At 55.6% G+C, this 19472-nt stretch carries 19 protein-coding genes; 15 read left to right on the top strand and 4 right to left on the bottom strand.

What is annotated here, in order from left to right; all coding sequences use genetic code 11:
* The first annotated feature begins 10 nt into the window (after positions 1 to 10).
* Genes FHT73_RS24155 through FHT73_RS24145 form a run of 3 tightly spaced genes read left to right on the top strand, consistent with a single transcriptional unit; the run spans position 11 to position 2756 of the window.
* Positions 11 to 1012, top strand: coding sequence for an ABC transporter ATP-binding protein (locus FHT73_RS24155; RefSeq protein WP_183715343.1), 1002 nt, complete (start codon positions 11 to 13; stop codon positions 1010 to 1012).
* Entirely contained in the window at positions 1009 to 1782 is a 774-nt protein-coding gene (locus tag FHT73_RS24150) for an L-iditol 2-dehydrogenase (protein WP_183715341.1), read from the top strand. The genes FHT73_RS24155 and FHT73_RS24150 overlap by 4 nt, the downstream gene beginning before the upstream one ends.
* 41 nt (positions 1783 to 1823) lie before the next feature.
* The gene (locus FHT73_RS24145) at positions 1824 to 2756 is read left to right on the top strand and encodes an AraC family transcriptional regulator (RefSeq protein ID WP_183715340.1); all 933 of its coding nucleotides are present in this window, start codon (positions 1824 to 1826) and stop codon (positions 2754 to 2756) included.
* 134 nt (positions 2757 to 2890) lie between these two features.
* Here FHT73_RS24145 and hmgA read toward each other — a convergent pair whose 3' ends face one another.
* Complete coding sequence (gene hmgA / locus FHT73_RS24140; RefSeq protein ID WP_183715338.1) at positions 2891 to 4246, bottom strand: homogentisate 1,2-dioxygenase; 1356 nt, start codon at positions 4244 to 4246, stop codon at positions 2891 to 2893.
* 59 nt (positions 4247 to 4305) lie between these two features.
* Here hmgA and FHT73_RS24135 point away from each other — a divergent pair, with 59 nt between their 5' ends.
* Positions 4306 to 4749, top strand: coding sequence for a MarR family transcriptional regulator (locus FHT73_RS24135; RefSeq protein WP_183715336.1), 444 nt, complete (start codon positions 4306 to 4308; stop codon positions 4747 to 4749).
* Positions 4750 to 5069: 320 nt separating this feature from the next.
* Entirely contained in the window at positions 5070 to 5714 is a 645-nt protein-coding gene (locus FHT73_RS24130) for an EthD domain-containing protein (RefSeq protein WP_183715334.1), read from the top strand.
* A gap of 720 nt (positions 5715 to 6434) precedes the next feature.
* On the opposite strand, the gene FHT73_RS24125 is transcribed toward FHT73_RS24130, so the two are convergent.
* Positions 6435 to 6830 carry a carboxymuconolactone decarboxylase family protein gene (locus tag FHT73_RS24125; RefSeq protein WP_348648152.1) on the bottom strand — a complete coding sequence of 132 codons (396 nt, stop codon included), beginning with the start codon at positions 6828 to 6830 and terminating at the stop codon, positions 6435 to 6437.
* A gap of 485 nt (positions 6831 to 7315) precedes the next feature.
* On the opposite strand from FHT73_RS24125, the gene FHT73_RS24120 reads away from it, so the two are divergent.
* From FHT73_RS24120 to FHT73_RS24080, 9 genes are all read left to right on the top strand, one after another.
* Positions 7316 to 7822 (top strand): nuclear transport factor 2 family protein, encoded by a 507-nt coding sequence (locus FHT73_RS24120; RefSeq protein ID WP_183715332.1) that lies wholly within the window; start codon positions 7316 to 7318, stop codon positions 7820 to 7822.
* A gap of 46 nt (positions 7823 to 7868) precedes the next feature.
* Positions 7869 to 8963 carry a sugar ABC transporter substrate-binding protein gene (locus tag FHT73_RS24115; protein WP_210290468.1) on the top strand — a complete coding sequence of 365 codons (1095 nt, stop codon included), beginning with the start codon at positions 7869 to 7871 and terminating at the stop codon, positions 8961 to 8963.
* Positions 8964 to 9036: 73 nt separating this feature from the next.
* The gene (locus tag FHT73_RS24110; RefSeq protein WP_210290469.1) at positions 9037 to 10563 is read left to right on the top strand and encodes a sugar ABC transporter ATP-binding protein; all 1527 of its coding nucleotides are present in this window, start codon (positions 9037 to 9039) and stop codon (positions 10561 to 10563) included.
* Entirely contained in the window at positions 10560 to 11534 is a 975-nt protein-coding gene (locus tag FHT73_RS24105; RefSeq protein ID WP_210290470.1) for an ABC transporter permease, read from the top strand. Before FHT73_RS24110 ends, FHT73_RS24105 begins: the two co-directional genes overlap by 4 nt.
* Positions 11535 to 11539: 5 nt before the next feature.
* Entirely contained in the window at positions 11540 to 12538 is a 999-nt protein-coding gene (locus FHT73_RS24100) for an ABC transporter permease (protein WP_183715328.1), read from the top strand.
* 45 nt (positions 12539 to 12583) lie between these two features.
* Positions 12584 to 13375: a glucose 1-dehydrogenase gene (locus tag FHT73_RS24095; RefSeq protein WP_183715326.1), complete on the top strand. Its 792-nt coding sequence runs from the start codon at positions 12584 to 12586 to the stop codon at positions 13373 to 13375.
* Positions 13376 to 13418: 43 nt separating this feature from the next.
* Entirely contained in the window at positions 13419 to 14156 is a 738-nt protein-coding gene (locus FHT73_RS24090; protein WP_183715325.1) for a glucose 1-dehydrogenase, read from the top strand.
* Between the two features lie 130 nt (positions 14157 to 14286).
* Positions 14287 to 15384 carry an alkene reductase gene (locus tag FHT73_RS24085; RefSeq protein ID WP_183715323.1) on the top strand — a complete coding sequence of 366 codons (1098 nt, stop codon included), beginning with the start codon at positions 14287 to 14289 and terminating at the stop codon, positions 15382 to 15384.
* A gap of 157 nt (positions 15385 to 15541) precedes the next feature.
* Positions 15542 to 15994 (top strand): nuclear transport factor 2 family protein, encoded by a 453-nt coding sequence (locus FHT73_RS24080; RefSeq protein WP_210290471.1) that lies wholly within the window; start codon positions 15542 to 15544, stop codon positions 15992 to 15994.
* 100 nt (positions 15995 to 16094) lie between these two features.
* On the opposite strand, the gene FHT73_RS24075 is transcribed toward FHT73_RS24080, so the two are convergent.
* Positions 16095 to 17279, bottom strand: coding sequence for an acetyl-CoA C-acetyltransferase (locus FHT73_RS24075; protein ID WP_183715321.1), 1185 nt, complete (start codon positions 17277 to 17279; stop codon positions 16095 to 16097).
* A gap of 90 nt (positions 17280 to 17369) precedes the next feature.
* On the bottom strand, positions 17370 to 18014 hold the full coding sequence (gene maiA, locus FHT73_RS24070) for a maleylacetoacetate isomerase (RefSeq protein WP_183715319.1): 645 nt from the start codon (positions 18012 to 18014) through the stop codon (positions 17370 to 17372).
* Between the two features lie 195 nt (positions 18015 to 18209).
* Here maiA and fahA point away from each other — a divergent pair, with 195 nt between their 5' ends.
* Entirely contained in the window at positions 18210 to 19472 is a 1263-nt protein-coding gene (fahA, locus tag FHT73_RS24065; protein WP_183715317.1) for a fumarylacetoacetase, read from the top strand.

Below are 19472 nucleotides of genomic sequence, written 5' to 3'. Positions count from 1 at the left end.
GAAGAGAAACATGGGTAGCATTGTTCTCAAACAAGTCTCCAAGGTCTTCGGCGAAGCCAAGGTCATCCCTTCCATCGACCTGGAGATCGACAACGGCGAGTTCGTCGTCTTCGTCGGCCCGTCCGGCTGTGGCAAGTCGACGCTGCTGCGTCTCATCGCCGGCCTCGAAGACGTCTCCGGCGGCCAGATCCTCATCGACGGCAAGGACGGCACCAATCTGAAGCCGTCCGATCGCGGCCTTGCCATGGTGTTCCAGTCCTACGCGCTTTATCCGCATATGAGCGTGCGCAAGAACATCGCCTTTCCGCTGAAGATGGCGAACATGCCGCAGGCGGAAATCGACAAGAAGGTGGCGGATGCCGCGCGCGTCCTCAACCTGACTGACTATCTGGAGCGCAAGCCGCGCCAGCTTTCCGGCGGTCAGCGCCAGCGTGTCGCCATCGGCCGCGCCATCGTGCGCCAGCCGGCCGCCTTCCTATTCGACGAGCCCTTGTCGAACCTCGATGCGGCGCTGCGCGTCAACATGCGCCTTGAGATCAGCGAGCTGCATCAGCAGCTGAAGACGACGATGGTCTATGTGACGCATGACCAAGTCGAGGCCATGACCATGGCCGACAAGATTGTCGTGCTCAACCGCGGCAATATCGAGCAGGTCGGCTCGCCGCTGGAGCTCTACCGCAGCCCGCGCAACCTCTTCGTCGCGGGCTTCATCGGCTCGCCGAAGATGAACTTCGTCAAGGGCGCCTATGCACAGAGCCTCGGCGGCGACACGATCGGCGTCAGGCCGGAACATACCCTGCTGTCGACTACCGCAGGCGACTGGCAGGGCAAGGTGCTCGTGGCCGAACATCTCGGTTCCGACACTTTCCTGCACATCGACGTTGACGGGATCGGCACGGTGACTGCGCGCGGCTCGGGCGATTTCCCGGCCCGGGCCGGCGATATCGTCTACCTGACGCCGGACAAGGCTCGTATTCACAGATTCAACGAAAGCGGAGTAGCGCACTTATGAGACGTCTTGAAGGAAAATCAACTTTGATCACCGGATCGGCCCGCGGTATTGGCCGAACGTTTGCCGAGGCGTACATCCGCGAGGGTGCCACCGTTGCGATTGCTGACATCGATATTGATCGAGCCGAGGAGACAGCGATAGAGCTCGGCGCATCCGCCTTCGCGATAGGGATTGACGTAACTGATCAGGCATCGATCAATGAGGCTGTTGCTGCCGTCGAGGCCAGAACAGGCGGAATCGATATCCTGATCAACAACGCCGCCCTCTTCGATCTGGCACCAATCGTGGACATTACCCGCGAAAGCTTTGATCGGCTTTTCTCTGTCAATGTTTCGGGAACCCTGTTCACCCTACAAGCCGTAGCAAAATCGATGATCGCTCGGCGCCGCGGCGGCAAAATCATAAACATGGCTAGTCAGGCCGGACGGCGTGGCGAAGCACTCGTCTCGGTCTATTGTGCAACAAAGGCAGCTGTTATTTCATTGACCCAGTCGGCCGGTCTCGACCTTATCAAGCATGGCATCAACGTGAATGCGATTGCTCCGGGGGTCGTAGACGGCGAGCATTGGGATGCAGTGGATGCAAAATTCGCGAAATACGAAAACCGTGCGCTTGGAGAGAAGAAGCGACTCGTGGGCGAAGCTGTCCCATTTGGCCGAATAGGCACAGCAGCTGATTTGGTGGGAATGGCAGTGTTCTTAGCATCGAGAGAAGCTGACTATATCGTGGCACAAACGTATAACGTCGACGGTGGAAACTGGATGAGCTAGTCACTATTCTCTAGACCGTTGAATTTGATGGAACCGGGCGAATGAGCACCTCGCCAAATGTGCGTCAAACATATGCTGCAAGCCTTGCGACATCGGGGCTTGCAGCGAAATTCGAGCACGTCCTAACTGCGGAACATGACACCTTCCTTTGGCGGTTGGACGACTATCCCTGGAAGAAATCTCTTTGGAACTTTCATCCGGAAGTCGAAATTCATCTCATACGGAAGTCATCAGGTACTGCCTATATCGGGGACTTCATTGGAACATTCAATCCCGGCGACCTCACAGTCGTTGGGAGCAACCTGCCCCATGACTGGGTTTCACACATAGCAAAAGGCGAAAGGATCGACCAAAGAGATCTCGTGGTGCAATTCCACCCTGACAAAATCAACCAGGTCGGGAATATTTTACCAGAGATGAAGCGGCTGAACGCGTTTCTGACTGCGTCGCAGCGGGGTTTGCGATATTCAGGTTCTACGGCTCGACGGGCCTCCGTGCTACTAGAGCGCATTGGTGCGACGCGGGGCCTGGAGAGGCTTGTTGAATTCCTTCGCGTCCTGGATCTACTCGCAGGCTCGAGTGAATTTGAAGTTCTCTCCTCGGCAGAGTTTTCACCCACAATTGACCCCGCCACGCTCGATACGATCCAGCGAGCTATCGCTTATATCCATGGACATTTCATGGAAAATGTTCAGCTTCCCGATGTTGCATCAGCTGTTAACATGTCAACCAACACATTCAGCAGACTCTTCATCAAGAACACAGGACGCAGCTTCACGGACTATATTCTAAGTCTGAGGATTGGGCGAGCTTGCAGAATATTATCGGAATCTGATGTATCCATCACGGACATTTGCTACGAAGTTGGCTATCGAAATTTATCTAATTTCAATCGATCATTTCTCCGAGCTGTGGGTAGAACGCCGTCAGATTACCGCAGGGCGTCGCGAGGAAAGCGCGTCTCAGAATATTGAGTGATGTACTTTGGCTGGGGTGGTGCAGAAGTAAGAAATTCCATGCAATATTCGATATTGGCACCTCCTTCGTAAGTATGAAAAGCTCCATCAGCCGCCGGCTTGTGCTCCCGATGGAGCTTGGTCCGAATTTCCTAGCGCTGATTTGGGCTGAAGTGCTTGGTCAACCGAGCCCCATAGTGACCATAGTTCTTCTGGAAGGATGGCGTCTCTGCAGCGAAAGCTGTAATCTTTTGCGGAAAGCGAGTTTCGAACATAAACGCCAGCGTGCCTTCGAGCTTGTGTGGCTTCAGTTCCGCGTTGCTGGCCTTTTCGAACGCATCCATGTCCGGGCCATGCGGCAGCATCGTGTTGTGAAGCGAAATGCCGCCAGGAATAAAGCCTCCACCCGTCTTTGCATCATAGATGCCATAAATAAGGCCCATGAATTCGCTCATGACGTTCATGTGGTACCACGGAGGCCGGAACGTATTTTCTGCCACCAGCCAGCGCTCGGGAAAGATGACGAAGTCAATATTCGCCGTTCCAGAAGTTTCCGACGGAGAGGTCAGCACCGTAAAGATCGACGGATCGGCATGATCATATAAGATTGGCCCGACAGGTGAATACTTTCTGAGGTCATACTTGTAAGGCGCGTAATTGCCGTGCCATGCGACGACATCTAACGGCGAGTGCTCGATATCAGTGACCCAAAGGTTGCCCGACCACTTGACGTAAAGCTTGGAAGCGGCGTCCCGGTCTTCGTACGCGGCCACCGGGGTCAAGAAATCGCGGGGATTGGCAAGGCAGTTCGCACCAATCGGGCCTCGCTCAGGCAAGCTGAACGCACCGCCGTAATTCTCGCAGAAGTACCCACGCGCCGGACCGTCGACCAGCTCCGCACGAAGCTTCACGCCTCGCGGAATAACGGCGATTTCGCCTGGTTCGATGTCGATGACGCCAAACTCGGTGCAAAGGCGCAAGCTGCCATGCTCAGGAACGATCAGCATCTCCCCATCAGCATTATAAAAATATTCGTCTTCCATCGAGCGAGTTGCAAGGTAGACGTGCGCGCCCATTCCTGCTTGGCTTCCTGCGTCACCGGCGGTGGTGATGGTGCGGATGCCTTCAATGAAGCTCAGTTTTTCTTCGGGAAGCGGGATTGGGTCCCAACGCATAGGGGCAATTGGAGAATCAAGCTCGTGGGCGGGGGCAGTCCGCCAGAAACGGATGTCAGCCTTTTCAAACTTGCCCCAGTTGGCCACTGTCGGTCGGATTCGATAGAGCCAAGACCGCTCGTTTGTTGTCCGCGGCGCGGTAAACGGCGAGCCGCTCAGTTGCTCGGCATAGAGGCCGTAAGCACATTTCTGCGGGGAGTTGCGACCGATGGGGAGAGCCCCAGGTAGCGCCTCGGTTTCAAAGCCATTTCCGAATCCGGACATATAGCCTGGCTGGATCGCGGACGGGGCCTGGGCATTTGCATCTGTAGGCACCTGATTTTGGATATTCATAACGGTCCTCCTAAAGAAATCAGTTGCAAACGTAACTGTCAATTTTGTAACCATCAATCGTGACCAAACTAAATCTCGAAAATTTCCTGCCGTACCGGCTGAACAAGATTGCTTCACTCGTCTCAAAGGAGTTCCGTAGCATATACGGCCCTGACTACGATCTTCTCATCCCTGAATGGCGCGTCCTTGCGACGTTAGGTCAATTTGAACGCATGAGTGCGCGAGAGATCGGCATCCATTCTTCGATGCATAAGACGAAAGTTAGTCGGGCCGTCAGGGCTTTGGAAGAACGCAGGTGGTTACACCGAGAAGGCAATCAGCAAGACCGACGGGAAGAGATACTAAGTCTAACAAACGCCGGACGAAGATACTATAATAGCATCGTACCCCGCGCGATCGCCTTCGAACAGAGTCTCTTGGACAGTCTTGGCAAGGACGCCAGCCATCTGCTTGCGCTGTTAGACCGACTCGAAAGGTCCTTCGACGAGTCTCTCGGCGATTAAGCGGAGTCGTGAGCCACTCCCAGATAGGTCGCTCGCACCTAGGGATCGTGGAGCAACTGCTGACACGGCAGAAAGCTGCTGGCCATCACAAACGATTCACGCGGAGAAATCCTTCATATCGCTGTTCTAACGAACTACACAGTGCGCGACTGCTAGGAGTCGCGTACCCACCGCTCCCCGTGGTAGGTTGAAGCCACTCGCTTACGACCTTGATGTATATTTAATAGAAACAAAGACATTTGTTGATGGCAAATCCTATGGCTGTCGGAGGGTTTATTTGCTATCCAGAGCTGCCCGGGAATGTGGTAGCGGAGGAAATCATGTTGAAGAGAATGACGCTGTTATCAAAGCGGAAGGATATGAGCATCGGGGAGTTCCAAGACCATTGGGCGGGCGGACACGCCCAGCTCGCGCTTTCCCTACCCGGGGTTTGCAAATACACACAAAACCGATGCCAAGAGGTCTTGCTGACCTATCCCGAAGCCGGTGCCTTCAGCGCTGATGGCATAGTTGAGCTGTTTTTCGTGGACGCAAAAACGATGAAGGCTGCTCAGGCATCTGACACTGGCGCCTCGAAGATACCGGATGACGAGCTTTTATTCCTCAAGGGATGGTCCCTGAATATTGTCGAGACTTCCGATCCGCATGACCACGCCGGTTTGAAGATAATGGTCCCGATTGCACTGAGCGGCAAGATCGCGGCTAACGCGGCCAAAGGTACTCTCCGAGATGCAGCTATAAGCTCCTTTGCAAGCCAAGTTGCCCTCAACACCGTCACGAGCAGCCACTCGCGACCCCGCCTCTGGTCGGAGCCGGTGACGCCCGACGTGATCATGGTAGTTTGGTTCGGCTCACAGGAGCAGGCGCGCGCAGCCTTCGCGCGCGGCAGCGATCTTCATTGCGCCATCACGAGCTTGGCCCGTCAGGCATCTGCCTACATATGCGATCCATTGGCGATCCGCTGACGATACTCTCGATTTCCGTGGCTTTGGTACAAGATTTGTGATAGCGGCTCAAATGCTGCGCTTGGTTCGAGAGGCGGCGCTGATGCCCTGCGCTAGTCGCTCGGGATGTCGTAGTACATAACGTCATGATCACATCTCTCTCAGGATCATTTTTGCTGCACATGACGTAGCGGAAGCTCCTGTCAGCGCTTGCTTTTGGACCGGATTTCTAAAACGGGTGCTTCTTCTCGCCACCAACTGCCGTAGACAGTGCCGCCTGGCCCCTTCCAGGTTTTGCATTCGGCGATGAAAACGTTGCAGATCTTCGATCTGGACGAGGTTACCTGTTTTGCAAATCTCGTAGAAAGTCTCACCGGTCGCATAACCTTTGCTGACTGTTGAGTTGCCCACGAGGGGAGTTACGGGAGCCTCCTCGTCCATTATCCTCCAAGACGTCCGGACCGCGCTCCAGGACGTGAGTCATGTTGTCCATGATGTTTAGAATGCGCTAACATTCTGCTTCACCGAGGGTTGGCGCGGACGCTGCATTTAGCACACCATTTTTAAAGCAATGTCGGGAGCAAATTTTTGATGGCTTCGCGGACGACGTGTTTTGATCCTTCGAACATTTTTCCGCGACTTAGCGACTGACCGACGGATTACCCCAGGGGCCGCCTGCAATTTATTGGCGAGCCAAACTTCGCTCATTAGTGGTTGGTAGCCCAATTGTGAATCTATCAATCAAGGCTGACTTTCATTTTCTCCAGCCAATTGAAGAGCGGCCTGTGCCGACCGTGTAGCTTCCAGCGCGGCAGGAAAGCCGCAATACACCACAGAATGGATCACCACTTCCCGTATATCGGCCTCCGTCAGCCCGTTACGCAGGCCGCCCACGATATGTGCCTGAAGCTCCGCCTGCCTGTTCAGAGCGATCAACATCCCTATCGTAAGCAACGATCTTGTCCGACGGTCAAGTTCCGCCTCACGACCCCAAACTTGTCCCCACGCAAAAGAAGTCGTCAATTCCTGAACCGGTCTGCTGAAGTCATCCGCCTGCACAAGCGATTTGTCCACCCGGCTATCGCCCATCACCGCGCGTCGAATCCCCAGCCCCACGTTGAAAAACTTATCATCCACGGCAATTCCTTCCAGATTTTGGACGCGCTATTTCGATTTCATGGCCGACCTACGTCACGTCATTCGAAAATCGCCACTAAAGAGCAAGTTCGTCATTAACAAAACTGTTTATGGGAGGTCAATCCCGCAGGCATTGTGGCAGAGCAGTACACTACATAAAGTTCGTCAGGTCTCATGCAAATTCCCACCTGTCCCCCGAAGCTATTCCTATCCAACGGAAGTGCATATTTCCTTCGAGGACACGGTAAGCGCCAACTAACTCTATTGAAACCGTCCGAATCTCGAAGCGGACAGGCCCAAAGACCCGCCCCTCGCGGTAAATCTCAATTGCCCTCTTGAGGCAGTTACTCGTCAGCTTAAGCCAAAGCGTCAAAGTGCGAACGGTAATTCGCTATTGACTAACAGATTATCGATTGTAGTATCCACTCAGCAACGGCAGCCGGCATTGAGGAACCCCCGCTGATCGTTGATATGGAGGAGAAATCATGAATACGAACCCTGCCCCGCGTACGAGCGTCGGGGTGGATGCGCTCGCCCGCCTCGTCGCGAGTGAGGATATCCGTCAGCTGAAGTCTCGCTACTTTTCTGCGGTCGATACAAAGGACTGGCAGGCAATCTCTTCCATGTTCACCGACGATGCACGGGTCGACTTTAGTGGCGAGTGCCAGCACCACGTTGGGCATCATGGTGTCACTGAAGATAGCATCAATCCGGCTGACTGGGTTGTCATCGGCGGCGATGCGACCGCTAAGGTCATCGAAGGTGCTGTTGGCGGCATCGTTGCCGTGCATCAAGGTCATGACCCCCAGATCGAAATCCATACACCGGAAACTGCTAGCGGCCGTTGGACGCTGTACGACCGGCTCGAGTATGGCGGTGAGATCATGCACGGGTACGGGCACTACGACGAACAATACCGGCTCGTCGGCGGTCAGTGGAGGATCGCGTCGCTTACGTTAACTCGTATCCGCGTGGTTTGGGAGACCAAGTAATTCCGGGGTGGAGGCCCCGCCACCTTAAGTCAGGAGGAGAAGACTTATGGAAATGAACCGAAAGCGCTATGCAGTTACTCGAATGAAACTAATGGCTACCACGATAATGGGTGGTCTTTTGTTTGCCGGTACCCTTCATGCTGAGTTGCCGAAATCTGGCGCCATCATCATGTTTGGCCAGTCTCGGGAAAATCCCTATTTCGGCCAAAATGCGGTCGCCGTCCAGGACATCGCGAAGAAGCAAGGCTGGACGTTCTCATACGTCGAGGCCTCTTCGCAGGAACAGCAGGACTCGGCCATCCAGCAGATGCTTTCGACAGGCGACAAGCCGATTGGGGTCGTACTAAACCCGGTCTCCGGAGCTGCCGCCATTGCTTCAGAGATGGCGCTCAAGGATGCTGGCATCCCCGTTGTCATCCTCAATCAGGTTCCTGCGCCTGGGCAGGCTGACCTGTTCGTCGCCTACGGCGGCGTGAACGACTATCTCAGCGGACAGAATGCCGCCCAGCTGCTGATCGCTGGCGCGAAGAAGGCAAGGGTTGAACTAGGCAACGGCCTGATCGTCAATACGGTGGCGGGTCACACGGCCGCGCAGCAACGCGTTGCGGGTTTCGAAGACGAAATGAAGAAAGCATTTCCCTCAAGTTCGCAAGTCCTCGCGAACGTCAATTCCGGCGGATATCTGGAGAATGAGGGTTACAACATCGGCTCTCAGATTATTCCAGCGAACAAGGGCAAGTTCAACTGGGTGTACGGCGTAAACGATGCACTTGCCTACGGGGCGCTGCGGGCAGCGAAGGAAAGCGGCATTCAGCCGGGTAAGGACGTCCTTTTCGTGGGTGGAACCTGCATGAACTCGACAACAAACGCCGCCGTAAAGAAGGGCGAGCTTGTCGGAACGTCCGTCCAAGCACCATACATCGAGGGCGCCGCAGCCATGTATGCGCTGGTGGCCTACTTGAATACCGGAAAAGTCATTGACGGCGAACAGAACCTCTCTCCAGACACCCCCATGTCGATCGACACTCCACCGCACAAGTGGAACTACATGCCGAACTCCATGCTGGACGGTTCAGAGAAGTCTTACACTGACACCGTGATCTGGGGAAAGACAGCCCAGGAACTCTGCAATTACAACTAATTGACTGACGGTATCTTTGGAGCGGCAACCGTCTTGCGACAGTTGCCTCACAGACACAGTTCAGGAATTCATGATGGTTGCGATCAAGGTAGACGAGAACCCCTTGGTTCTCGAACTGACAAGTATTGTCAAATCGTTCGGTGCCGTCAAAGCGCTGAACGGCGTGAATTTCCAGCTTCGCCGTGGCGAGGTGATGGCATTACTTGGCGAGAACGGCGCAGGTAAGAGCACACTGGTCAAAGTGTTGGGAGGTCATCATGCGCCCGACGCTGGATCGATTAAGATCGACGGAAAGAGCTTTCCGATAGGAAGCGCGAAGCTATCCCACGCAGCTGGCATTGCCGTTGCGGAGCAGGAGCTGAGCGTCATCGGGCCGCTGAGTGCAGCGGAAAACATCTTTCTTGGCGGCGTGGAAGTCGGAGGTCTATGGACCAAGGCCCGCCTCGCACGACGAGCTAAAGAGTACCTGGAAGCTGTGGGGCTTGGATACCTGAACCCAGCTGTACCAGTTGAAACGCTCTCAGTAGCTGAAAGGCAGCTCATTGAAATCGCGCGACTCCTGGCGACTGACGCACGTATTCTGATCCTTGATGAGCCAACAGCGGCACTCAATGACGCTGATATCGAGCGGATCAAGGAGATGGTGCTTCGCCTCGCAAAATCAGGCCGCAGCATCATTTACGTGACCCATCGACTTGGCGAAGTATTTGAGATCGCGGACCGGATCATTACCCTTCGCAGCGGCCAGAGCTTCCCCCCAGTCAACGTATCCGAAATGACGCTCGACAAGGTCATTGAAAGAATTGTTGGGCGGCCTCTTGAAGAGATGTTCCCCACGCGCTCGGCTGGCTTCGGCGAACAGTTGCTCAATGTCGAGGGCGTGACATCCACTTCTTTGAAGATCCCTCAATCGCTACGCGTCCGCGCAGGGGAAATTGTCGGTATCGCCGGTCAGGTCGGGTCTGGATCGGAAGCCCTCCTTCGGGCTATCGCGGGCGCCGATGTCGTGGAGACCGGTAGCATCAGGGTTGGCAAAGTCACTCTGCCGCCTGCTCATGGTCTGTCGACAGCAATCAGCGAAGGCATTGGTTACTGTTCAAGCGACCGTAAGCTCGATGGGATCTTCGCAGATCTTCCTGTCTCAACAAATCTTGCATCTTGTTCCATGCGTAAGGTTTCGCCTGGCGGCCTCTTCAGTCGCGGTCGGGTTCGCACCTTGGCCACGGGGATCTGCCGTCAAATGGCAGTAGACGTCAAACGCGCCGAATACAAGGTTGGGGCTTTAAGTGGAGGCAACCAGCAGAAAATTGCACTGGGAAAATGGCTTGGGATCGAACCACGGGTTCTCTTGGTTTCCGAGCCTACCCGTGGCGTTGATGTGGGCGCTAGAGCTGAAATTTATCGACACCTTCGAAAACTCGCGGACGATGGCATGGCGATTATCTTCGCCTCCTCCGATATCGACGAGGTCCAAGGTCTCGCTGACACTGTGATCCCAATGTACCGGGGCCAGCAGGTGCGAACCGTTCCCGCTTCACGGACCAACAGCCAAGAACTTATCCGCGACATCACGCACCCTGTAGAGGAGCTTGCGCAGTGAACACCGCGACCACAGAAATAGGCATGCCTGGCGACAAAAGCACTCGCCGCTTAGTTCGCTATGCAGTGCTTGGAGCGATTGTCTTCGCGTTGATCGCGGCTGGAGGCATCTACAACCCCGCATTCTTGAGCCCCCAGAACGCATTGGTAATTCTCAGGGCAGCTGCGATGTCCGGGATCGTTGCGATGGGCGCGACATTCATCACACTTTCTGGCCGGTTTTTCTCGCTGGCGCTGGGTCAATCAGCGATGTTCTCCGGCGTCTGTCTGGCAGTGATGATGTCGTATGGCATCCCGTTCCCTATAGCGCTGATCGCTACTCTCGTGATCGCTATTCTGCTGGGCTTTCTCCAAGGCGGCGTCATAGCAATGGGCGCGAACCCGATTATCACCACCCTTGGAGCTGGAGCCCTGATGGCCGGTCTCGCTGGGTTGGTCACGGGCGGGAAGAACATCCCTATCGAGAGCGTTGCGGTCGAATGGATCGGCAACGGCCGCATTCTTGGGGTACCGACACAGACGATAGCGTTCCTGATTTCAGTCGCGGTCGCTTGGTTCGTTGTAAGCAAAACCAGGTTCGGGCGCGAGACGATCCTGCTCGGAGCAAACCAGGCAACGGCGCATTCATCCGGCATTTCGGTGCCTCGCGTCACGATCTCCGTCTTCATCATTGCCACTGTGGCTGCCGCCATTATGGGCATCTTCGAAGCCGCCCAGTTCAGCAAGGCGCGAGTTATGGGCTTCAGTTCGGTCGATTTTGATGTCGTCGCTGCCGTGCTGATCGCCGGTACAGCAATCCAAGGCGGACGCGGGTCGCCGCTTCAGACCGCTATCGGCGCCGTATTTATCGCAACGCTTCAAAATTACATGCTGCTTCTTGCGTGGCCATCCGGTGTCCGCATGGGTGTCACGGGGGCGTTCATCCTGCTGATCGTTGTCGGTTTCCATGTATTTGGCCGCCGGAAAGGATAATGATCATGTCGAACTTCCTCCAACTGCCAAGTCTCAAACGCATCGTCCTAGTGTGCGTCTTGTTCGCTGCTTTCTCTGTAGCATCGCCGAACTTCGCATCGAGCGGCAACGTGTACTCGCTGCTGGAGGCGTGTGCCATCCTTGGAATTGTCGCTGCTGGTCTGGGCGTGACCATGCTGGCCGGTGAGTTCGACCTATCCATTGGCTCGGTCGCAGCATGTGCTGGCCTAATCGCGATTATGATGTCGGATTACGGAATTGCGGTCGCCGTATTTTGCGCGGTGGTACCGGCTATCGTCTACGGCATGGCGCAAGGCTTTGCGATTGCGCGATTGCAGATGTCCTCCCTGGTTTTCACACTTGGCACATTCATCGGCATGCGAGGCGTCGCGTACATCATCTCGAATGAGAGGACGTTAACGCTTGCGATGACGAACCTGAAATTGGCCTCGATGTTGCGGGAGCGCGTTGTCATCTTCTCCCCGTTCAGCATCCTGATGATCCTCGTCTTGATCGCTGTTGGGCTCTTCCTCCGCTACACCCGATATGGCCGCGAAGTGTATGCCATAGGTGGTGCCCGCAAGGAGTCGCGGGCTGCTGGTGTCCCCCAAACTCGGCCCCTCGTCCTCGCCTTCACCTGCTCTGCCTCACTTGCCGCTTTGGCAGGGGCCCTTGCCGCTCTGCGTGGGGGTAGTGCAACGCCGGGCAGCCACGAGGCACTGCTTCTTTCCGCCGTTGCGGCAGCTCTCATTGGTGGGGTCAGCGTCTATGGCGGTCGGGGGAATATGACTGGTGTCTTCCTTGGCGTGCTGACGCTTCAGATACTATTGAGCGGACTCCAGATGCTTGGCACCCCAAATTGGACTGCAAACCTGGCCACCGGCATCGTCCTCCTGGCATTCCTCACCGTCGACCTGACCAACGGCAAAACTCCAATCGCGACTGGGCTCCATCGCTTGAGCATACGCCGGAACCCCAAGGCTGCTCAGATACGCCCAGGCTGATCCCTCGGCAATCCTTTCAATCACTGCAGAGAAATGGAGTAACTTATGACCGAAGTGGGTCAAGGATCGATAACTTACTCTGACAAGCTGGCTGGTCGGACCGCCGTGATAACTGGCGCGGGATCGGGGATCGGTCGCGCAACCGCGCACCGTTTCGCTAGAGAGGGTGCGAAGGTCGCTGTCTGGGACGTCATCAAGGAGCGGGTCGAACAAACAGTATCGGAGATACGCGGCTTCGGGGGGACCGCCCAAGGCTTTGTTGTCGACATCGCAAACTCTGAGAGCATCGCAGCGGCGGCCTCTGGCACAGTTTCAGCGCTTGGCCCAGTGCGTGTACTTCTGAACAACGCCGCAATACTTGACGACTACGCCGACGCGCTAAAGACCGATGAGGCGCTCTGGGACCGCATCATGGGAGTCAACCTGAAAGGCATGTGGCTAGTTTCGCGAGCCATCCTGCCTTCAATGATCGAAGCGGGCGGCGGAGCAATCGTCAATGTCGCGTCCATTTCAGCTTTCATCGCGGGTGGCGGCGGCATTGCGTATACGACCGCAAAGCATGGCGTAGTAGGCTTCACCCGCCAGCTCGCCTTCGACTTCGCTCACCAAGGGGTCCGTGTTAACGCGGTCGCGCCTGGAGCGGTCGAGACTGGGATGACGGCGAACATATTCAACAACGAAGACCTTCCTGTGAATCAGGCGTTGCGTGCTGCGCCAGCGGGTCGACACGCCCAACCACATGAACTCGCCAATGTGATCCTCTTCCTAGCAAGTGACGAAGCAAGCTTCGTCCATGGAGCCGTCTATTTGGCCGACGGCGGGTGGACAATCAAGTGAGCGAGATACGCCACGCGTCGCAAAGGTATTCGGAGGGATTTCCATGGATGTAAATGGCAGGGTTGTGATGATCACGGGCGCCGGTCAAGGCATGGGTGCTGACGAAGCAGTTGCCTTCGCTTCGGCAGGTGCCAAGGTCGTGCTGGCCGATCTCGCCGACGAAAACGTCCAGGCGCTCGTGGCACAGATTGGTAGTGATAAGGCCCTAGCGGTTCACCTCGACGTTCGCGACACCGACAACTGGGCGCGGGCTGTGAAGATTGCTTCCGACCACTTCGGCCGCATCGACGTGTTGATAAATAACGCAGGCATCCTCCGCTTCACGCCCGTAGATCAATGTTCTGACGAAGAGTGGGAGCAGGTAACATCGATCAACCTGACCGGCACATTCAAAGGCATTCGCGCGATTGCGCCAATCATGAAGTCGGTGGGTGCGGGATCGATCATTAATATCTCGTCGACAGCGGGTATCAAAGCGTTTGGCAGCGTTCCAGCCTATGTTACCTCAAAGTTTGGCGTGAGAGGTCTTACCAAAGCCGCAGCTCTCGATCTCGCACCTTTCAATATCCGTGTGAACTCCATTCATCCTGGCAACGTCGAGACGCCAATGATTGAGGGACTCTATCACGAGTACAAGCACGTTCCCATGAACCGCGCCGCGCGGCCAAGCGAGATTAGCAAGTTGGCAATGTTCCTTGCCAGCGATGCCAGCTCCTTCTGTACCGGTTCGGAATTCGTCGCTGATGGCGGCGAGACGGCAGGATTGCCCGCTTTGTTTTGACATCCTGGCAGTCGCAGAAGGAGGTCTTTTCGCTCGTCCTAGACGAGTCAATTTCGTGACAGCACCGGCTCTCGTTGCTTTGGTGCTCTCACTCAACTGGACGCCCACAGGGCGGAGTTAGGAGGAAAACATGTACGAAAAACTACTTTCACCGGCAAAGTTCGGTGCGTGGGAGCTGGCAAATCATATCGTGATGCCACCGCTCACCCGCAATCGCGCGGAAGCCGACTGGAGCCCTAACGAGATGGCGGCGGAATACTATGGCCAGCGCAACACGGCTGGTCTCGTAATCTGCGAAGCGACACAGGTTAGCCCGGAAGCAACAGGCTACCCACGCACCCCCGGCATCTGGACGGAAAAGCAGACAGCCAAGTGGAAGGACGTTGTCGACAACATTCATAAAGGTGGAGCGAAAGCTGTTATTCAGCTGTGGCATTGTGGTCGAATTGCTCACCCAGACAATCAGCCGCCGGGCTGCTTTCCAATTGGTCCATCTGCCGTTCAACCAAAGCCTCTGATCTGGACAGACACAGCAAACGGCCTCGTTGAGAACCCGGTACCGCGCGAAATGACCGAAGAGGACATTCTCGGCGTCATCGAGTCTTACAGGTCCGCCTGCGCGAATGCGAAGAAAGCTGGATTCGACGGCGTTGAGTTGCACGGCGCCAACGGCTACTTGGTGGATCAGTTCGCATCGACGAACAGCAACCAGAGAACGGATAAATGGGGCGGCTCCTTGGAAAAGCGTCTACGCTTCATGGAAGAGGTCCTCAATGCCATGATTAGCGTTTACGGGAAGGAATATGTCGGTGTCCGGCTGTCCCCGTACAGCACGTTCAACGACATTGATGATGAAGATCCCAATGCCAAGTATGAAGGGATGCTTGGCGTAGCTCAAAAACTGGGCGTGGGATACGCTCACGTAATCCGCCCGGTTGTCAGCGGCAACATCGAGCTTCAAGCCAGCTCGCGCGACGCCGAAGTGATAGAAACCGCTCGTCGTATCTACAAAGGTCCGATCATCGGAGCTGCTGGATACACGCCGGAATCGGCCGAGAAGGCGCTACAGGGCGGCGAGATAGACGTTGTCGCATTTGGCCGATTCTATGTCGGCAATCCCGACCTCGTCCGTCGGGTCCGGGAGAATATCCCGATTGTGGGCAGCAACGAGGCCTCCTGGTACACGCCCGGGCTCGAAGGTTACGTCGATTATCCCCCGGCGCCCTGAACACTTCACTCGTGAGGGGGCGATCAACTCGCCCCCAAGCAACACCCGGTGACAACAAGGTCCTCTCGATCTCTGCGGACAGCGGTACGTCGTGATGTGACGCGCGACCAGCAACACAAGGGCTTCAGCCCAATCTTACTTCCGAAAGGATAATGACGTGACTGACCAAAACATAGCCGATCAGCTTCAACGCCTCCTCGACATTGAGGAAATTCGATCTTTGCGTATCCGCTACAGTCACGTTTTGGATAGCGGCAAGGTCGAAGGCTTTCATAATGTTTTCGCGGACGACGCCGTTGTGGCTGTAACAGTCGGTAAGATGGAGGGCATTGAAGCGATCAAGACTGGCCTGGCGGAAGCCTACGAGACGTTCGATTATCGCAAGGCACGAAACTACCCGTTCTTGCATGCGGTTACCAACCACGCAGTGACCATCACCTCCTCATCCGAGGCAGAGGGACTTTGCTACCTTCTCGATTGGGTCACCGGACGCGAAAAGGGCCATCCCGTCCTTCTGCTCGGCCTGTATTCCGACAAGTATCGAAGGGAGAACGGAAAATGGAAAATCTACCACACGCAACTGGACGTCATTTGGCAGCATGAGGAATGAGCAAGCCATTGTGAATGAAAAGCCGCGTGGCGAGCGCGGCTTTTTTCCGCCTACTATGTGTAATGAATAGCTACCCTACCATGCGCCAAGATCTGACTGTTTAGCGTAGCGCTTCAAAGCACATTGCGATTCCCATTCCACCGCCAATGCACAGGGTCGCGAGCCCCTTCTTTGACCCACGACGCTTCATTTCGAAAAGAAGTGTGTTGGCGATCCTGGCTCCGGACGCGCCGATTGGGTGGCCAATCGCGATAGCCCCTCCATTGACGTTCACCACCGACGTGTCCCAACCAAGCTCCTTTCCAACAGCACAGGCTTGTGCGGCGAACGCTTCGTTTGCTTCGATGAGATCGAGGTCGGCAATACGCCAACCTGCTTTTTGCAATGCCTTCCTGGAGGCCGGAGCAGGACCAATGCCCATGATAGAAGGATCGACACCAGCGGTTGCCCATGACGCAATTCGAGCGAGTGGAGTGATGCCCCTTCGCGCCGCTTCGGCTTCGGTCATTAGAACGAGCGCGGCAGCACCGTCATTGAGCCCCGACGAGTTGGCGGCTGTAACGGTTCCCTCTTTATCGAAAGCCGGACGGAGCTTGGTAACGCTTTCCAGTGTTGCTCCATGACGAATGTACTCGTCACTATCTACAATCGTGTCGCCCTTCCTGCCAGAAACGACAACGGAAACTATCTCATCTTTAAAGCGTCCGGACATCTGGGCAGCCTCGGCCTTATTCTGAGACGATACCGCGAACTCATCCTGTACCAGACGAGAAATGTCGAATTGTCTAGCGACATTCTCGGCGGTGATGCCCATGTGGTAGGCGTTGAAAGCGTCAGTCAGCCCATCCTGGATCATAGTATCGACGAGTTTCAGGTCTCCCATCTTCGTGCCTACCCGGAGATGGGCAACATGTGGTGCAAGTGACATTGATTCCTGCCCGCCAGCGACCACAATTGCAGCGTCTCCGGTAAAAATCTGCTGCATTCCCAGAGCAACCGACCGAAGGCCAGAGCCGCAGACTTGGTTGACGCTAAGGGCCGTTGCCTCCTTCGGAATGCCGGCCTTTATCGCCGCTTGTCGCACGGGATTTTGCCCCTCTCCGGCTTGCAAAACCTGCCCAAAGATAACCTCGTTTACGTCGAGAGGATCGATTCCCGCTCGCTTGATAGCCGCTCTGATTGCCGTTGCTCCCAATTCATGGGCCGGAATGCTCGCGAACGCGCCGTTGAATGTGCCAACCGGTGTGCGTGCAGCGCTGGCTATGACGATTGATGGAGTAGTCATGATGTTCTCCCCTTTTACAGGCGCTATCAAGTGGTCGAAGCCGTTCGAATGGCATGCTTAACCTTAGGCGCTCGCTTTGATACAGGCCGGTCAGGCTGCGGCTAAGTTTGCCACGTCCGGGTGAGCAGCTCTAAATGCCTCAAGTTCAAGCAGACGCGAGTTGATCGAATTCGCCAGCGGGCAGGCTGCTAGATCGACACTCCACCGTGCGGCGTTGTAGAGCTGGGGCACGAGGCAGAGGTCAGCGATTGTCACAGCGTCTCCGGCGCAATAACGGCTGGGCGGCCTTTGCTCCAACATTCTTTCAAACCCGCGCAAACCAAGGGCGATAAAATGCTTCATCCAATCGGCCGTTGCAATTGACGAATTCGATTGGTCATTCGCGAACTTCGCGACGCGCTGATTGCATATGGGAGCAATGTCCATCGCAATCGCGTGAGCAAGCGCTCTAACTCGCGACCTCTCTTCGGGCCCTCCGGGAAGAAGGCCCATTTTTCGCGTCTCATCCAAGTATTCGATGATCGACAACGACTGGGTTAGCACGCGTCCGTCGATCTCCAAAGAAGGCACGAGCCCCAGTGGATTTCGCGACAAATTATCATTGCCATCCTGCTCTCCGCTTAGCAGATCGACTTTTATGGTCTCGTACGGAATGCTGGCCAGAGCTAGCGCGATCCTGACCCGATACGTGGAAGATGACCTCCAGTATCCGTACAGCTTGACTTCCGGAGTCATCAAAACCTCCCGCTTTTCGATGGCGCGACATTTAGCTTGACATAGCTGCGCATTCAACTATCCCTAACAAATAAATTCGATAATATCAAATTCATTTGTTGAGGGATGCGACCCCACCCTCACACATGAATGGTCGCGTCTCGGCATTCACATTCGAACGATTGCCTAGTGATCAAAAAAGGGAGGAAGGCCTGAATGCCTTTACTACGGTCTTGGGTAGATAGCGCCAATTCTGCGTCATGCCCTTTTCCACTCAATAACCTGCCCTGCGGCGTTTTCTCTAAAGACGACCGGGCGCCGCATTGTGGTGTCGCCATCGGCTGCAAAGTTCTGGACGTCACTGCTCTCGAAGCTTTCGGTCTCCTAAGGCTCGGTGAGATACCGCTCTTCGACAAGCCGAGCTATAATGCCCTCATGGCGTCCGGGCCTGAGAACTGGCGCAAATTTCGGGAAATTTTGGTCGATCTGCTTCTCGAAGGCTCGAAGTGGGCGTTAGCGGTCCGCCCGCTCCTGCATGATTTGGCGGACGTGCGGTTGCATCTGCCGTTTCAGGTCGTCGAATACACCGACTTCTATGCGGGACGGCATCATGCCTTTAACGTCGGCACTATGTTCCGTGGCCCGGAAAATGCACTTCCACCGAACTGGCTTCATATTCCAATTGGCTACAATGGCCGGGCGTCGTCGGTGGTCGTGTCAGGGACGGAAGTTCGCCGGCCATGGGGTCAGATCAAGGGACCCAACGACAGCGAGCCGAAATTCGCTCCGTCCGAGCGTTTCGACATTGAGCTTGAGCTTGGCGCGATCGTTGGTCTTCCGTCAGAGTACGGCAGGCCAGTTTCTGTTGAACAAGCCGATGCAATGATTTTCGGCTATGTGCTTTTGAACGATTGGTCGGCTCGCGATATCCAGGCTTGGGAGTATCAACCGCTTGGTCCATTTCAGGCTAAGGCGACGGCCACCACGATCTCACCCTGGATCGTGATGAAGGCCGCTCTGGAGCCGTTCCGTGTGTCGACGCCAGAGCGCGAAGTGCCGCTGCTATCTTACCTGAATGAGCCTCGCCCCCTGCTCTACAATATCGATCTGGAGGTCGGCCTCCGGCCGAAGGATGGCGGAGAGTCCGTGATCTCTCGCACGAACTACCGTGAGATGTACTACTCCGCGCCACAGCAGCTCGCGCATCACACGACTTGTGGCTGTTCCATGCGGACCGGCGACCTTTTGGGATCAGGAACCATTTCAGGACCAACAAAAGAAAGTCGTGGTAGCCTGCTGGAGCTGAGCTGGGGGGGTAGAGAACCAATCGAACTCCAGGACGGCACAATAAGAACTTTCATCGAAGATTACGACACGCTTGTCCTTCGAGGCTCATCGCAAGGTGATGGCTTCACCATCGGCTTTGGCGAATGCATTGGCACCGTAACCCCCGCCCTCAACGATCCCTACGCATCTTGA

The organism is Rhizobium sp. BK098 (assembly GCF_014193155.1).
Lineage (GTDB): Bacteria > Pseudomonadota > Alphaproteobacteria > Rhizobiales > Rhizobiaceae > Rhizobium.
This window is presented reverse-complemented; position numbering and strand designations above follow the sequence as displayed.

Bases quoted from the DNA above. Each gene is read 5' to 3' on its own strand.
- FHT73_RS24155 (WP_183715343.1), top strand. From the start codon at position 11: ATGGGTAGCATTGTTCTCAAACAAGTCTCCAAGGTCTTCGGCGAAGCC.
- FHT73_RS24150 (WP_183715341.1), top strand. From the start codon at position 1,009: ATGAGACGTCTTGAAGGAAAATCAACTTTGATCACCGGATCGGCCCGC.
- FHT73_RS24145 (WP_183715340.1), top strand. From the start codon at position 1,824: ATGAGCACCTCGCCAAATGTGCGTCAAACATATGCTGCAAGCCTTGCG.
- hmgA (WP_183715338.1), bottom strand. From the start codon at position 4,246: ATGAATATCCAAAATCAGGTGCCTACAGATGCAAATGCCCAGGCCCCG.
- FHT73_RS24130 (WP_183715334.1), top strand. From the start codon at position 5,070: ATGTTGAAGAGAATGACGCTGTTATCAAAGCGGAAGGATATGAGCATC.
- FHT73_RS24120 (WP_183715332.1), top strand. From the start codon at position 7,316: ATGAATACGAACCCTGCCCCGCGTACGAGCGTCGGGGTGGATGCGCTC.
- FHT73_RS24115 (WP_210290468.1), top strand. From the start codon at position 7,869: ATGGAAATGAACCGAAAGCGCTATGCAGTTACTCGAATGAAACTAATG.
- FHT73_RS24110 (WP_210290469.1), top strand. From the start codon at position 9,037: ATGGTTGCGATCAAGGTAGACGAGAACCCCTTGGTTCTCGAACTGACA.
- FHT73_RS24100 (WP_183715328.1), top strand. From the start codon at position 11,540: ATGTCGAACTTCCTCCAACTGCCAAGTCTCAAACGCATCGTCCTAGTG.
- FHT73_RS24095 (WP_183715326.1), top strand. From the start codon at position 12,584: ATGACCGAAGTGGGTCAAGGATCGATAACTTACTCTGACAAGCTGGCT.
- FHT73_RS24090 (WP_183715325.1), top strand. From the start codon at position 13,419: ATGGATGTAAATGGCAGGGTTGTGATGATCACGGGCGCCGGTCAAGGC.
- FHT73_RS24085 (WP_183715323.1), top strand. From the start codon at position 14,287: ATGTACGAAAAACTACTTTCACCGGCAAAGTTCGGTGCGTGGGAGCTG.
- FHT73_RS24075 (WP_183715321.1), bottom strand. From the start codon at position 17,279: ATGACTACTCCATCAATCGTCATAGCCAGCGCTGCACGCACACCGGTT.
- maiA (WP_183715319.1), bottom strand. From the start codon at position 18,014: ATGACTCCGGAAGTCAAGCTGTACGGATACTGGAGGTCATCTTCCACG.
- fahA (WP_183715317.1), top strand. From the start codon at position 18,210: ATGCCTTTACTACGGTCTTGGGTAGATAGCGCCAATTCTGCGTCATGC.